Below are 13803 nucleotides of genomic sequence, written 5' to 3' on the forward strand. Positions count from 1 at the left end.
CGCGACGGGGCGCCATCGCCCCCTGAAGCCGGAAACACGCCGGATTCCCGACCGGACATGCGTTGCGGCGCGAATGGTGAAAAGCTAACCCCTATGTCGGATCTCTTCGAGGACTACTCAGTCGCCGCCGAGCGTACCGGCGCGTACGACGAGATGTTCGCGCCGCGCCAAGCGGCACGCCCCAGCTACGGCCATCTCGCGGAGGCTCTCGCAGGACTCGACCTCGCGGATGTGAGCTCGCGCGCGGACTCGATGGCCCGCACCTTCCTCGACCGGGGCGTCACGTTCGACTTCGCGGGCGAGGAGCGGCCCTTCCCCCTCGACATCGTTCCGCGCATCATCCCCGCGGACGAGTGGAGCGTCCTCGAGCGCGGTGTAGCCCAGCGGGTCAAGGCGCTCGAGGCGTTCCTCAACGACGTCTACTCCAAGATGGCCTTGGTGAGCGACGGCGTCGTCCCCCGGCGGCTCATCACGACAAGCCAGCATTTCCACCGTCAGGTCCACGGGTTCGAGCCGGCCGGCGGAGTGCGCGTGCACATCTCGGGCATCGACGTGGTGCGGGACTCGGCCGGCACGTTCCGTGTCCTCGAGGACAACGTGCGCGTCCCCTCCGGTGTGAGCTATGTGCTCGAGAACCGTCGCGCCATGGCCAAGGGCCTCCCCGAGGCGTTCAGCCAGCAGCCGATCCGTCCCGTCGAGGAGTACCCCCGCCGCCTTCTCGCGGCCCTGCGCAAGACCGCACCGGCGGGCGTCGACGAGCCGACCATCGTGGTCCTCACGCCGGGAGTGTTCAACTCGGCGTACTTCGAGCACACGCTCCTCGCGGGGCTCATGGGCGTGGAGCTCGTCGAGGGCCGTGACCTCATCTGCCGCGGAAACCGCGTGTACATGCGCACGACGGCGGGCGAGCAGCGCGTCGACGTCATCTACAAGCGCATCGACGACGACTACCTCGACCCTCTGCAGTTCCGGTCCGACTCGATGCTCGGCTGCCCCGGCCTCGTCAACGCGGCCCGTGCCGGCGGTGTGACGATCGCCAACGCCGTGGGCAACGGCGTCGCTGATGACAAACTCGTCTACTCCTATGTTCCGGACCTCATCCGGTACTACCTGGGAGAGGACCCGATCATCGCCAACGTCGACACCTACCGCCTCGAGGAGGACGCCGCGCGCGAGGAGGTCCTCGACCGCCTCGCCGAGCTCGTGGTCAAGCCCGTGGACGGCTCCGGCGGCAAGGGGCTCGTGATCGGGCCGGACGCGAGCCGCGAGGAGCTCGACACTCTGCGCAAGCGCGTGATCGCCGATCCGCGCGGGTGGATCGCACAGCCCGTCCTGCAGCTCTCGACCGTTCCGACGCTTTCGGGAGACAGGTTCGGGCCCCGCCACGTGGATCTGCGCCCGTTCGCCCTCAACGACGGCGACGACGTGTGGGTCCTCCCCGGCGGGCTCACGCGGGTGGCCCTCAAGGAGGGGTCGCTCATCGTGAACTCGAGCCAGGGCGGCGGCTCGAAGGACACATGGGTGCTCGCCCAGTCCTCCGATGTGCCCATCGAGGCCGAACCGCGGCACTCGATCAGCATCCGCGAGCGCACGAGCGTCTGGCCTGTCGAGAGCAACTGGCGCGACCGCCAGGCAGAACAGCAGCAGCAGTGAGGCCGGCCGCCCGCGTGAGTGCGCGCCGTCGTCCGTCCCATCCCGTCCGACCCGCCCATCCCGCCCGAGGAGGCCGACTTGCTCAGCCGCATCGCTGAATCCCTATTCTGGATCGGCCGCTACGTGGAGCGTGCCGACGGGACCGCCCGCATCCTCGACGTCCACCTAGAGCGGCTCAACCACCTGCCGGCCTCCGAGCAGCGCACCGTCGCGCAGGAACTGCTCGGCGTCATGGGCTCCCAGTCCGACAAGGAGGACTTCCGGCTCACGGACCTCCTGCAGTCCCTCGCGTACGACCGCTCCCACGCGACAAGCATCGCCGGCTCCCTCGGTGCCGCACGCGAGAACGCCCGCCGCGCCCGCGAGACCGTGTCGTCGAGCCTGTGGGAGTGCCTCAACACGACGTACTACGGGCTCAGCCAGCACCGCAAGGATGTGGTGGGGACCTACCGCTTCTGCAATTGGGTCCTCGAGCGCACGGCCATGGTCCGGGGCCTCGCAGACACGACGATGAGCCACGACGAGGGATGGCTGTTCCTCGTGCTGGGCCGCTCGCTCGAACGGGCGGACATGACGGCCCGCATGCTCTCGACACGCGAGGTGCACACTGCGGGGATGTCGTGGGTCAATATGCTCCGGTGCGCGGGCGCCTACGAGTCGTTCCTGCGGACACGGCGCGCCGCGTTCGACGACCGTCACGCCGCCGAGTTCCTGCTCATGGACCGCCTCTTCCCGCGCTCGATCGTGTACGCGCTCCGCGACGCCGACGATGCGCTGGCCAAGCTCGACCCGTCCGACACGCGCGTGGGCTTCATCAATGACGCCCGCCGCATCGTGGGGCAGACACGCACGTTCCTCGAGTTCCACCGCACCGACGACCTCATGGCGGAGCTGCCCGAGCACATGGAACGGGTCCAGCGGGCGGTCGCCCAGACGTCCGACGCGGTCTCGCGCAAGTACTTCAACAGGGCCGACGAGCAGGCCTGGGTGGGAGAGGTTTCATGACCCGGCTGAAGATCCTTCACCGTACCGTCTACCGGTACAACAAGAGGGTCACCCTCTCGTACAACGAGGCGCGGATGACGCCGCTGACAGAGCCCCAGCAGGTGGTGCTGGAGTCGCAGGTGCGCGTTGCGCCGACCCAGGCCGCCGTCAGCTCCTACAAGGACTATTGGGGCAGCCGCGTCACTGCGTTCGACATGCAGATCCCGCACGAGTACCTCGAGGTTGTCTCCTCGACCACCGTCGAAGTGCACCGGGTCGAGCGCGTCCCCTTGGAGGGCGAGGTCGTCTCGTGGGAGCGGCTGCGCAGCCCCGAGGTCGAGGACCAGTTCAGCGACTGGCTGCCGCAGTCCCGGCTCTCAGCCCCGGGCTCCGAGGTGCTCGGAATCGTCCCCGGCCTTGCCGGCGACATGGACCCGAACCAGGCCGCCCACGCCGTCTTCGACTGGATGCGTGGGGAGATGCGCTACATGCCGGGGTCCACCGGCGTGACCACGGACGCCGAGCAGGCCTGGAACCAGCGCCAGGGCGTGTGCCAGGACCTCGCGCACCTCGCGATCGGGTCGCTGCGGAGCCTCGGCATCCCGGCCCGGTACATTTCCGGCTACCTCCATCCGCGCTCGGGGGCTGAGATCGGCGAGGTCGTTGCCGGGCAGTCGCACGCGTGGCTCGAATGGTGGGACGGCGAGTGGCGCTCGTGGGACCCGACCAACCACAAGCCGGCCGGCGACTTCCACGTGACCGTGGCCCGCGGCCGCGACTACCGCGACGTGCCCCCGCTCAAGGGCATCCTGTCCGGCGGCGGAGGCTCGCACCTGGAGGTCACGGTAGAGATCACGCGAGTCGCCTGACGCGCCCCATCCTTCGCGGCGTTGTGGGGTCTCTGGCGGGGCGTTGTGGGGTCTTTGGCACAGGGTTGTGGATAACTTCTGCGGCCCTCTGTGAAGGTATGCCAGCATGGGCGCATGAACGCCGATGAGCACTTGAACAGTCTCCTAGGACGTCCCTTCTCGGCCAACGAGGCTCGGGCACACGGATTGAATCCTGTTGACCTCAGGCTCGAGGACATCCGGCAGGTCAGTCGGGGCGTCTTCGTACCAGGTTCCGCACCTCCCGGGCTGGAGGATCTCGTTCGTGCGCATCTGGCGGTCAACCCCGAGGCGTGGGCGTCCCATCGGACCGCGGGCGCGATCCTCGGGCTGTGGCTGCCCCGATGGATCGAGGACCACTCGGCGATTCACCTGAGCAAGCCGTCCCACCTTCCTCGGGTTCGCCGCCCCGGTGTCGTGGGGCACCGTGTGCGGATCCTGGAAGGCGAGCTCGAGGCGCGCGAAGGCTTGCGTCTCACCAGTCCGGGCCGAACGTGGCTGGACTTGGGGCATGAACTAACACCCGTCGCGCTCGTTGCGTTGGGCGATCAGCTGATCCGCGTTCCCCGCCCCGAGTTCGAAGGACGAGGGGAGCCCTACGAGACGAAGGCTTCCCTTGCACGCCTTCTACGGGCCCATCCAAAGGTCAAAGGGGTCGGCAAGTGCAAAGAGGCGCTTGCTGACATGCGGGTTGGTTCCGATTCTGTCCCGGAGTCACTCCTGCGGATGTGCCTCATCGCCCACGGATTCCCCGAGCCCGAGCTCCAGATCCGGCTGGATCCCACGGACCCTCGGTCCCCGAGCATTGATATTGGCTACCCGATGAGTCGCATCGGTATCCACTATGAGGGCGGCCACCATCTGGAGCCTGACCAGCAGCACATCGATTTATGGCGCGATACCGCTTTCCGGCGCGTTGGGTGGGACCTCATTTACGCGACGGTCGACGACCTGCACGATGACTTTGCTCGTGTGCGCCACGAGCTTCGGATTCTCTTGAGCGATAAGGCGGCATGACCAGGGACCCTTCAACGGTCCGCCAGGACCCCTCAACGGGATCGACGGGGGGCGGGGAGGGGCGGGCGGCGTCACCAGGGGCTTGGCTTGTAGTCCTTGAGGAAGACCCCATACAGGTCGGTGCCGCCCTCGCCCATGACGATCGGGTCGTACACGCGCGCAGCCCCGTCCACGAGGTCCAGAGGAGCATGGAAGCCCTCGTCGGCGAGCCGGACCTTGGTGTAGTGCGGCCGCTCATCGGTGATCCAGCCGGTGTCCACGGCGGTCATGAGGATCCTGTCGGTCTCGAACATCTCCCCGGCGCTCGTCCGGGTCATCATGTTCAGCGAGGCCTTCGCCATGTTCGTGTGCGGGTGGCCAGGGCCCTTGTACTTCCGCCCGAACTGGCCCTCCATCGCGGAGACGTTGACCACGTACTTGCGCCGCGCCGTCGAACGCGCCATTGCGGGCCGTAGCCGTGAGACGAGGAGGAAGGGCGCGGTGACGTTGCAGAGCTGGACCTCGAGCATCTCGAGCGGGTCTACTTGGTCCACGACCTGCGTCCACGAGTTGATCGTGGCAACATCCGGGACAAGGCCGCCAGCATCGATCGCGGTCCCCGCAGCGATCCGGTCGAGCGAAGCGGATCCAGTCGAGAGCGCCAGCGCAGTCACGGCGTCGCCCGCGAGCGCTGGATGCTCCGCGACGGATCCGGCGATCGAGAGCGGGTGCTTGTCGTGCGCATGCCCGAACGTGAGCAGCTCGGGACCGCCGTTGGAGGCCAGGAGGGCCGCAGGCAGGGGTTCGGACTCGGCGTCCACGAGCGGCTTGTAGGCGTTGCCCGAACGACGCACTGTCTGGGCGGCGTTGTTGATGATGATGTCGAGCGGACCCGAGGCGTCGAGCGCGTCGGTGAGCGACATGACCTGGGACGGGTCGCGCAGATCGATCCCCACGATCGTGAGCCGGTCGAGCCATTCGCCGGAGTCCTCCATCGCGGCGAAGCGGCGCGCGGCATCCTTGGGGAAGCGCGTCGTGATGGTCGTGTGGGCGCCGTCGCGCAGGAGCCGTAGGGCGATGTACATCCCGATCTTGGCACGGCCGCCAGTGAGGAGCGCGCGCCGCCCGGTCAGATCGGTGCGTGCGTCCCGCTTCGCATGGCTCATCGCGGCACAGTCCGGGCACAGCTGGTGGTAGAACGCGTCGACCTGGGTGTAGTGCTGCTTGCAGATGTAGCAGGGCCGCGAGCGGAGGAGATGCCCGGCGACGTCGCCGGTCGCCGACGGCTTGAGCTTGTTGCCCCTCGTCTCGTCGTCGATCCGGTCCGGGGCCGCGGTGGCCGTCTGGGCGATGACAGCCTTGTCCGCCTCGGCCACCGCGTCTCGCTTCTGCGTGCGCGTGAAGCGCCGGTGCGCCTTGAACATCTTGCCCGTGGCACGCCGAACCGCGACGTAGTCGGGATGCTCCTCATCGTACGTGTGGATCGTGCCGAGCACCTTCAGGGCAGCCTGGATTTCCTCAGGGGTCAGTTCGGCGGGCACGTCGGGGGAGCTCATGGCTTCCCATTCTACCGGCGGACCAGGCTGCCCTGATGCTCGGCCCAGAGGCTCAGCCCTGGGCGTGGGTGGTCGCGGATGACGGCGAGGACGCGCCGTCGTGGGTCGGCTCACCCGTGACGGCGCGGGCCGCGGCCGTTGCGTGGATCTCCTGGATCTTCTCGGCGACCTCGGGCATGTCCGAGGCGACCTCCTCGAGGACCGCCGGCAGCCTGGACAGCCACGCGGCAGCGAGCTTGCGCTCGTCCTCGTCCGGCTCGGGGACCTCCTGGCCCTTGGACAGGATGGTGATGCCAGACGCAGTGACCTCGAACCCGCGGCGCCGGTCCAGCTTCTCGTCGACGCCGATGGTCGCACCGGGCGGGACGACCACGTTCTTGTCAAGGATCGCGTGGTTCACGACGGCACCGGCGCCGATCTTCACCCCGTCCATGAGCACCGAGCCGAGCACGCGGGCAGCCGATTCCACCCGCACGTCGTGCGAGAGCACCGATCCCTCGACGATGCCGCCAGTGAGGACCGAACCGCTCGAGACGATGGAGTCCAACGCCATGCCGACCGTCCCGCCGGCGCCGCGGACGAACTTGGCGGGCGGGGAGACGCTCTGGTGGGTGTAGATAGGCCACTTCGCGTTGTAGAGGTTGAACACCGGCAGCGGCGAGATGAGGTCCATGTGGGCGTCGTAGAAGGAGTCGAGCGTACCCACGTCCCGCCAGTAGGTGCGGTCGCGCTCGGTGGCGCCCGGGATCTCGTTCGTGGTGAAGTCGTAGACGCCGGCCTCGCCGCGCTCGACGAAGAACGGGATGATGTCCCCGCCCATGTCGTGCTTCGTGTCGAGCCGCTCGGCGTCGCTCTTGAGCGCGTCGACGAGGGCATCGGCGTCGAACACGTAGTTGCCCATCGACGCGAGGAACTGCTCGGGATCGTCGGGCAGGCCAGGCGTGGTGGCCGGCTTCTCGACGAACGCGCCGATCTTGGCCGGCTCGGCGGCGTCGGTCTCGATGACGCCGAATTGGTCCGCCATGTTCAGCGGCTGCCGAACGGCCGCGACGGTCGCCTTTGCGCCCGACGCGATGTGTGAGTCGACCATCTGGCCGAAGTCCATGCGGTAGACGTGGTCGGCGCCGACCACGACGACGATGTCTGGCTGGGCGTCGTAGATGAGGTTGAGCGACTGGTAGATCGCGTTGGCGCTCCCGAGGAACCAGCTCTTGCCCACGCGCTGCTGCGCGGGCACCGAGGCGACGTAGTTCCCGAGCTGCGGAGAGAGCCGCCATGTCTCGGAAATATGGCGGTCCAGAGAATGGGACTTGTACTGCGTGAGGACGACGATCTGGAGGAATCCTGAATTCACCAGGTTCGACATGGCGAAATCGATGAGCCGATACCCACCGGCGAACGGAACCGCGGGCTTGGCCCGGTCCGCCGTCAGCGGCATGAGGCGCTTCCCCTCGCCTCCGGCGAGCACAATCGCCAATACCTTCTTCGGTGCCACTGCGCAACCCCCGTCATCTGTCGTTAAGGCCTGTGTAACCTAGCCTCCGCCGCTGCGGAGCGCGGTTGTCTTCACACTAGATCACGATCGAATGACGGACTACGTTGAACCCGTGCGAATTGACATTGTGACCAAGGAATTTCCCCCGGAGATCTACGGCGGCGCCGGGGTCCACGTGGCCGAGCTCAGCAGGGTCCTCGCCCGCGAGGTGGATCTGCACGTGCACGCCTTCGGCGCTGCCCGCGAGCCGCAGGTCAATGGCGCCACGGTGACCTCATACCAGGTGCCCGAGTACCTCAAGGGGTCCAACGCGGCCCTCGAGACCCTCGGCATCGACTTGGGGATCGTGCCCGACGTCGGGGGCGCGGACCTCGTGCACTCGCACACCTGGTACGCGAACATGGCCGGCCACCTCGCGTCGCTCATGCACGGCATCCCGCACGTCCTCTCGGCGCACAGCCTAGAGCCCCTGCGCCCCTGGAAGGCCGAGCAGCTCGGAGGCGGCTACCGCCTCTCGTCCTGGGTCGAGAAGACCGCCTATGAGGCCGCCAACGCGATCATCGCCGTCTCCCACGGCATGCGCGCGGATATCCTGCGCTGCTACCCCGAGGTAGACCCGAACAAGGTCAAGGTGGTGCACAACGGCATCGACGTCTCCCTGTGGGGCCGCGACGAGGGCACCGAGCATGTCCGGGCACTGGGTATCGACCCCGCCAAGCCGTCGGTCGTCTTCGTCGGCCGCAACACGCGTCAGAAGGGCGTCCCGTACCTGCTGCGTGCCGCGGCCAAGCTGCCCGCCGACATCCAGCTGGTGCTCTGCCTCGGAGCCGCGGACACCCCGGAGCTCGCGGCCGAGACGGCCACGCTCATCGACGGGCTCAGGGCCGAGCGCGACGGCGTGATCCTCATCGAGCGGATGCTCCCGCGTGCCGAGCTCATCCAGGTGCTCAGCCACGCGACGGCGTTCGCGTGCCCGAGCATCTACGAGCCCCTCGGCATCGTGAACCTCGAGGCCATGGCGTGCGGTGCGGCCGTGGTTGCGACCGCGACCGGCGGCATTCCCGAGGTCGTCGACCACGGCACCACCGGCCTGCTTGTCCCGATCGAGCAGGTCACCGATGGCACCGGCACGCCGACCGATCCCGAGAAGTTCGTCGCGGACTTCGCCGCCGCGCTCGAGGAGGTCGTCTCGGACCCGGCGCGCGCACGTGAGATGGGAGAGGCCGGCCGGACCCGTGCCGAGGCGAACTTCTCGTGGGACACCATCGCCCAATCCACGCTCGAGGTCTACCGCAGCGTCCTCTGAGGGGTCACTACGCACGACGACGGCGGCGCACCCCGCGCGGGGTACGTCGCCGTCGTCGCGTATCGCCTGCTACGGACCTCAGTCCCGACTGACGTTGACCTTGGTGGGCCCAGGCCCCGTTTCGGGGACCACCGGGACGCGGACCTCGAGGACGCCGTCGTGGTAGCTGGCCTTGACGTCCTCGCCGTGTGCGCCACGGGGAAGGTCGATCGTGCGGGCGAACGAGCCGTAGCGGAACTCGCTGCGGAACCCGCCCTTCGATCTGTTCTCGGTGTCCTCGCGGCGCTCCGCCTTGATCGACAGGACGCTGTCGTGCACCGTGACGTCCACGTCCTTCTCGGGGTCGATGCCGGGCAGCTCGACGCGCACCACGAGGGCGTCGCCGTCACGGAACTGCTCGACTCGCAGCCAGGCGGTCTCCCACTCGTCCACGAATCGCCTGAACTGGTCCGGCAGGCCGAAGCGGCGCATGCCCTCCGGCATCATGTCCCACGGGCCTCTGCGGCCCCATCCCTCGCCCACGGATAACCTCCTGAGTTGCCCCGGGCGCCGGTGCGGCCGGGTCCTGACTTCAGGCTAGTCCCGGCCGCTGGGAGGGGGAAGGGACCTACGGCCGCTTCAGGTTCTTCTCCTTCACAGGAGCCGTGCCCAACTTCCGCAGCTGGGCGAAGTACGCCGCGGCCTCCTCCTGGCGCTTCGCCTCGATCCCGCTCGCCACGGTTGACCGGATGTGGTCCTGGGTGTAACCGAACGCATCCACGAGGTCGAGGGCGTGGGGGCGGAGTTTGGCGAGGAGCCGGTTGATGTACTCGCCGACGGTGCGTCCGCGCTGCATCGACAGGCGGCCGTTCATGAGGTGCCACTCGAGGTGCTTCTCGATGAGTGTCAGGCCGAAGAGGTCGCGCAGCCAGGTCAGGACCTGCCTGGTACCGGGATCCTCGATCTTCTCGAGCGCCTCGGTGAACGCCTCCCACTGCAGGAGCTCGGCGTGCGCACGGGCGGCCTCGATGAGCTCGTTCTGGTGGTCGTTGAAGCGCGCGGCCGCCTCGGCCTGCGGCAGCCTGTTGGCGCCCTGGAGGGCCTGCGCCACCTGCGCAACCATGGTCTGGACCCGCTCGGCGAGCAGCAGCCGCTGGGTGTCGGGGTCGCGCAGGGCGAGGGCTGATCGCTGGGCGCGCCCCGAGTCGGCGATGAACTGGCCCACGGCGCCGAGGCCGGTCTTGAACGCTACGCCGCGTGCCTGGCCGAGCGCGAACTTGGCCAGGGCCCCCACGGTCATGGCGCGGAACTCCTTGGCGTAGTCGTTCAGGAGCCGCTTGGCGACGAGCTGGAGGAGCACGTTGTTGTCGCCCTCGAACGTCGCGTAGACATCGAGGTCCGCGCGCAGGGAAGCGAAGCGGTTCTCGATCATGAAGCCCGCGCCGCCGCACGCCTCGCGGCACTCCTGGAGCGTCTCGAGCGCGTGCCACGTGGAGAGCGGCTTGAGCGCGGCGGCGAAGGTCTCCAGGTCCTGGCGGTCCTCGTCGGTGTCCTGCTGACCGGAGAACACGCCGTCGAACTTCCCCAGCAGCTCCTCGTGGGCGAAGCTCATCGCGTACGTGGCCGCGAGCAGCGGGAAGAGGCGGCGCTGGTGGCGCTGGTAGTCCAGGAGCACCTCCTCGGCGGTCTCGGAGGAAGCGTTGAACTGGCGGCGTTCGCTCGCGTACCTGATGGCCGCGGTGAGGCCGACCTTCGAGGCGGCGACCGCGGCGCCGTCGAGCGAGACGCGGCCCTGGACGAGGGTGCCGAGCATCGTGAAGAAGCGCCGGCCGGGGCTCGCGATGGGGGAGGTGTAGGTGCCCTCCGCGGAGACGTCGCCGTACCGGTTGAGCAGGTTGGTCCGCGGGATGCGTACGTCCTCGAAGCAGAGGCGGCCGTTGTCGATGCCGTTGAGGCCGCCCTTGACGCCGTCATCTTCGGTCTTGATCCCGCGAAGCGGTTCCCTGGTCTGCGCGTCGCGGATGGGCACGTAGAACGCGTGCACGCCGTGGTTGACGCCCTTGACGATGAGCTGGGCGAACACCGTCGCCGCGATGCCGTCCTTGGCCGCGTTGCCGAGGTACTCCTTCCACGCCGCGCGGAACGGGGTGTTGATCACGAACTCGTCGGCTGCCTCGTCATACGTGGCGGTCGTCGCGATGCTCGCGACGTCGGAGCCGTGCCCGATCTCGGTCATGGCGAACGCGCCCGGCACGGTCAGGTCCATGATGCCCGGCAGCCACTTCCTGTGGTGCTCGGTGGTGCCCAGGTGCATCACTGCGGCACCGAAGAGGCCCCACTGCACGCCCGCCTTGATCTGCAGCGACGGGTCTGCGGTCACGAGCTCCTCGAACCCCGCAACGTTGCCGCCGTGGTTGTCTTCGCCGCCGAGTTCCTTCGGGAATGCGCGCTGGATCGCCTGGTGGTCCACGAGGTATTTGAGCTGGCCGAACACCCGCTCGCGGTGCTCGATGTGGGTCAGGCCCTCGAGCTTGTGCAGCTCGGGCTTGGCGGCGAGCTCTCGCGCTTGCCTGCGGACATCGGCCCACGCACCGAGGAGGTGCTCCCCGAGGGCGGCAACGTCGACACGGGGCGACGGCTCGAGGTCGGCCAGGTCTGCCTCGGCAGGGGCGGTCGCGGTAGCGGTGGTCGGATCGGTCACGGGGTCTCCTTTGCGGGAACGGCTGCGGTGGGGTGTGGTTCATGGACGACGGCGGCGCTCGCCGATTGCGTGTGGCTCGCCTGCGCGGCGATGCCGGCGAAGAGCCAGTCGGCGATCAGGGCGGCCATCTGTTCGAGGCCGGGCTTCTCGGGCGAGGGGGGAGCAGCGAGCCAGCGCTCGCCGGCGGTCCGCACGAGCCCGATGGCAGCGCTGGGCCAGTAGTCGAGGGTGGCCGACGCCGCGGGGTCGAGGTAGCGGCTCATCGGCGCCTGGATCATCGTGGCGATCGCGTCGAAGAAGCTCCCGAACGCTTCATCCGCGGCGTGCCCGGCGGCACTGCTCCGGCCGGCGGTGGCGCGCTGGACGGCAGGCTCCGACGGTGCCGAGCCCACCGGCACGCGGGTGACGAATTCGTAGACGTTGGGCGAACGGACGGCCATGCCGAGGTACGCGGCGACCATTGCGCGGAGCCCCTCGTAGGGGGTCTGGGCCGCGGCGGCGGCCTGGGCGATGCGGACCTGCATCTGAGCCAGCACGAGGGCGCCCATCGCCGCCTGAAGCCCGGCCTTGTCGCGGAAGTACCGGTAGAAGACGGACTTCGACGTACTCGCGGCGGCGGCGATCTCCTCCATGGGGACGTCCGGTCCGAGCCGGTGCACGGCCCGGCGGGCCGCGTGGACCAGCTCGACGCGCCTTTCCTCGCGGTGGTTCGCCCAGCGGGCGGTGCGGCCGTCGACGATGGGCTGCCTCGCGACGTCGTACGTGACGGTACCGAGACCTTCAGCACGGGGGGTGGGGTAGTTCACGATACCCAGCGTATCAGGTACGCTTGGTATCGGTAACTCAGGTCACAATCATCGGAGGCATTCAGATGTCGACCCCCTCTTCCACTTCTTCCCCGTCTTCCCCCTCGTCCCCGGCTGGCATCCGGAGGGCTGTCGTCGTCGGCGGCAACCGCATCCCGTTCGCCCGCGCCAACGGCGCGTACACGCGCACCTCGAACCAGGACATGCTCACGGCCGCGCTCGACGGCCTCGTGGCGCGGTTCGGCCTGCAGGACGAGCGCATCGGAGAGGTGGCTGCCGGCGCGGTGCTCAAGCACAGTCGCGACTTCAACCTCACGCGCGAGTCAGTGCTCGGTTCGGCCCTCAGCCCCGAGACCCCCGCTTACGATGTGCAGCAGGCGTGTGCCACGGGCCTCGAGACAGTTCTGCAGCTTTCCGACAAGATCAAGCTCGGCCGGATCGAATCGGGCATCGCGGGCGGGGTCGACTCGACCTCGGATGCGCCGATCGCCGTGAGCGAGGGCCTGCGCGATGTACTCCTCGAACTCAGCCGTGCCAAGACGCTCCAGCAGAAGCTCAAGGCCGTCTCCCGCCTGCGCCCCAAGGACCTCGCGCCCGATGCCCCCGGGACGGGCGAGCCGCGCACGGGCCTGTCCATGGGCGAGCACCAGGCGCTGACCACCAAGCAGTGGAACATCACGCGGGAGGCGCAGGACGAGCTCGCCCTCGCCTCGCACAAGAACCTCGCCGCCGCCTATGACCGCGGCTTCTTCGACGACCTCGTGACCCCCTACCGAGGACTCACGAAGGATTCGAACCTCCGCGCCGACACCTCGATGGAGAAGATGGGCAAGCTCTCGCCCGTCTTCGGCAGGCATCTTGGCGCGGACGCGACGATGACGGCTGGCAACTCGACCCCGCTCACCGACGGCGCCGCGGCCGTGCTGCTCGCCTCCGAGGAGTGGGCCGCCGCGCGCGACCTGCCGATCCTCGCGGACGTCGTGGACGGCGAGGCCGCCGCGGTGGACTTCGTGCACGGCAAGGACGGTCTCCTCATGGCGCCCGTGTTCGCGGTGCCGCGCCTGCTCGCCCGGCTCGGCCTCACCCTTGAAGACTTCGACTACTTCGAGATCCACGAGGCGTTCGCCGGCACCGTCCTGGCGACGCTCGCCGCGTGGGAGGATGCCGACTTCTGCCGCGAGCGGCTCGGACTCGAGGGCGCGTTCGGCAAGGTGGACCGAGCCAAGCTCAATGTCAACGGCTCCTCACTCGCCGCGGGGCACCCGTTCGCCGCGACCGGCGGGCGCATCGTCGCCTCGCTCGCAAAGCAGCTGCACGAGCGGACCGATGCCGGCGACCTCGGGCGGCCCGCGCGCGGTCTCATCTCCGTGTGTGCGGCTGGCGGCATGGGCGTTGTCGCCGTCCTCGAGGGACGCTGACCAGGACAACCCGGGGGAAGGG

At 68.6% G+C, this 13803-nt stretch carries 11 protein-coding genes; 6 read left to right on the forward strand and 5 right to left on the reverse strand.

Annotated elements, in window-relative coordinates:
* The first annotated feature begins 93 nt into the window (after positions 1-93).
* From AB5L97_RS09340 to AB5L97_RS09355, 4 genes are all read left to right on the forward strand, one after another.
* Positions 94-1653, forward strand: coding sequence for a circularly permuted type 2 ATP-grasp protein (locus AB5L97_RS09340; RefSeq protein ID WP_369047282.1), 1560 nt, complete (start codon positions 94-96; stop codon positions 1651-1653).
* Positions 1654-1731: 78 nt separating this feature from the next.
* Complete coding sequence (locus AB5L97_RS09345; RefSeq protein ID WP_307956426.1) at positions 1732-2658, forward strand: alpha-E domain-containing protein; 927 nt, start codon at positions 1732-1734, stop codon at positions 2656-2658.
* Positions 2655-3506, forward strand: a complete 852-nt coding sequence (locus AB5L97_RS09350) for a transglutaminase family protein (protein WP_369047283.1) — start codon at positions 2655-2657, stop codon at positions 3504-3506. The genes AB5L97_RS09345 and AB5L97_RS09350 overlap by 4 nt, the downstream gene beginning before the upstream one ends.
* A gap of 114 nt (positions 3507-3620) precedes the next feature.
* Positions 3621-4541 carry a hypothetical protein gene (locus AB5L97_RS09355; RefSeq protein WP_369047284.1) on the forward strand — a complete coding sequence of 307 codons (921 nt, stop codon included), beginning with the start codon at positions 3621-3623 and terminating at the stop codon, positions 4539-4541.
* 71 nt (positions 4542-4612) lie between these two features.
* On the opposite strand, the gene AB5L97_RS09360 is transcribed toward AB5L97_RS09355, so the two are convergent.
* Both AB5L97_RS09360 and AB5L97_RS09365 read right to left on the reverse strand, forming a co-directional pair.
* Positions 4613-6076 carry an SDR family NAD(P)-dependent oxidoreductase gene (locus AB5L97_RS09360; protein WP_307956423.1) on the reverse strand — a complete coding sequence of 488 codons (1464 nt, stop codon included), beginning with the start codon at positions 6074-6076 and terminating at the stop codon, positions 4613-4615.
* 52 nt (positions 6077-6128) lie between these two features.
* On the reverse strand, positions 6129-7514 hold the full coding sequence (locus tag AB5L97_RS09365; protein ID WP_374049240.1) for a glucose-1-phosphate adenylyltransferase: 1386 nt from the start codon (positions 7512-7514) through the stop codon (positions 6129-6131).
* A 169-nt stretch (positions 7515-7683) separates the two neighbouring features.
* Here AB5L97_RS09365 and glgA point away from each other — a divergent pair, with 169 nt between their 5' ends.
* Positions 7684-8877: a glycogen synthase gene (gene glgA / locus AB5L97_RS09370; protein ID WP_369047285.1), complete on the forward strand. Its 1194-nt coding sequence runs from the start codon at positions 7684-7686 to the stop codon at positions 8875-8877.
* A 78-nt stretch (positions 8878-8955) separates the two neighbouring features.
* Here the strand turns inward: glgA and AB5L97_RS09375 are convergent, their stop codons facing one another.
* From AB5L97_RS09375 to AB5L97_RS09385, 3 genes are all read right to left on the reverse strand, one after another.
* Complete coding sequence (locus AB5L97_RS09375; RefSeq protein ID WP_307956420.1) at positions 8956-9399, reverse strand: Hsp20/alpha crystallin family protein; 444 nt, start codon at positions 9397-9399, stop codon at positions 8956-8958.
* Positions 9400-9484: 85 nt separating this feature from the next.
* A complete protein-coding gene (locus AB5L97_RS09380) occupies positions 9485-11509 on the reverse strand; it encodes an acyl-CoA dehydrogenase (protein WP_369047404.1) in 2025 nt (674 codons plus the stop codon).
* Positions 11510-11553: 44 nt separating this feature from the next.
* Positions 11554-12363, reverse strand: coding sequence for a TetR/AcrR family transcriptional regulator (locus AB5L97_RS09385; protein ID WP_307956419.1), 810 nt, complete (start codon positions 12361-12363; stop codon positions 11554-11556).
* A 65-nt stretch (positions 12364-12428) separates the two neighbouring features.
* Between AB5L97_RS09385 and AB5L97_RS09390 the strand changes: the two genes are divergently transcribed.
* Positions 12429-13781, forward strand: coding sequence for an acetyl-CoA C-acetyltransferase (locus AB5L97_RS09390; RefSeq protein WP_369047286.1), 1353 nt, complete (start codon positions 12429-12431; stop codon positions 13779-13781).
* Positions 13782-13803: the final 22 nt, after the last annotated feature.

The sequence above is a fragment of the Sinomonas sp. P10A9 genome, from assembly GCF_041022165.1.
GTDB lineage: Bacteria > Actinomycetota > Actinomycetes > Actinomycetales > Micrococcaceae > Sinomonas > Sinomonas puerhi.

Coding starts and splice junctions, on each gene's coding strand:
- AB5L97_RS09340 (WP_369047282.1), top strand. CDS start 94: ATGTCGGATCTCTTCGAGGACTACTCAGTCGCCGCCGAGCGTACCGGC.
- AB5L97_RS09350 (WP_369047283.1), top strand. CDS start 2,655: ATGACCCGGCTGAAGATCCTTCACCGTACCGTCTACCGGTACAACAAG.
- AB5L97_RS09355 (WP_369047284.1), top strand. CDS start 3,621: ATGAACGCCGATGAGCACTTGAACAGTCTCCTAGGACGTCCCTTCTCG.
- AB5L97_RS09360 (WP_307956423.1), bottom strand. CDS start 6,076: ATGAGCTCCCCCGACGTGCCCGCCGAACTGACCCCTGAGGAAATCCAG.
- AB5L97_RS09365 (WP_374049240.1), bottom strand. CDS start 7,514: ATGCCGCTGACGGCGGACCGGGCCAAGCCCGCGGTTCCGTTCGCCGGT.
- AB5L97_RS09390 (WP_369047286.1), top strand. CDS start 12,429: ATGTCGACCCCCTCTTCCACTTCTTCCCCGTCTTCCCCCTCGTCCCCG.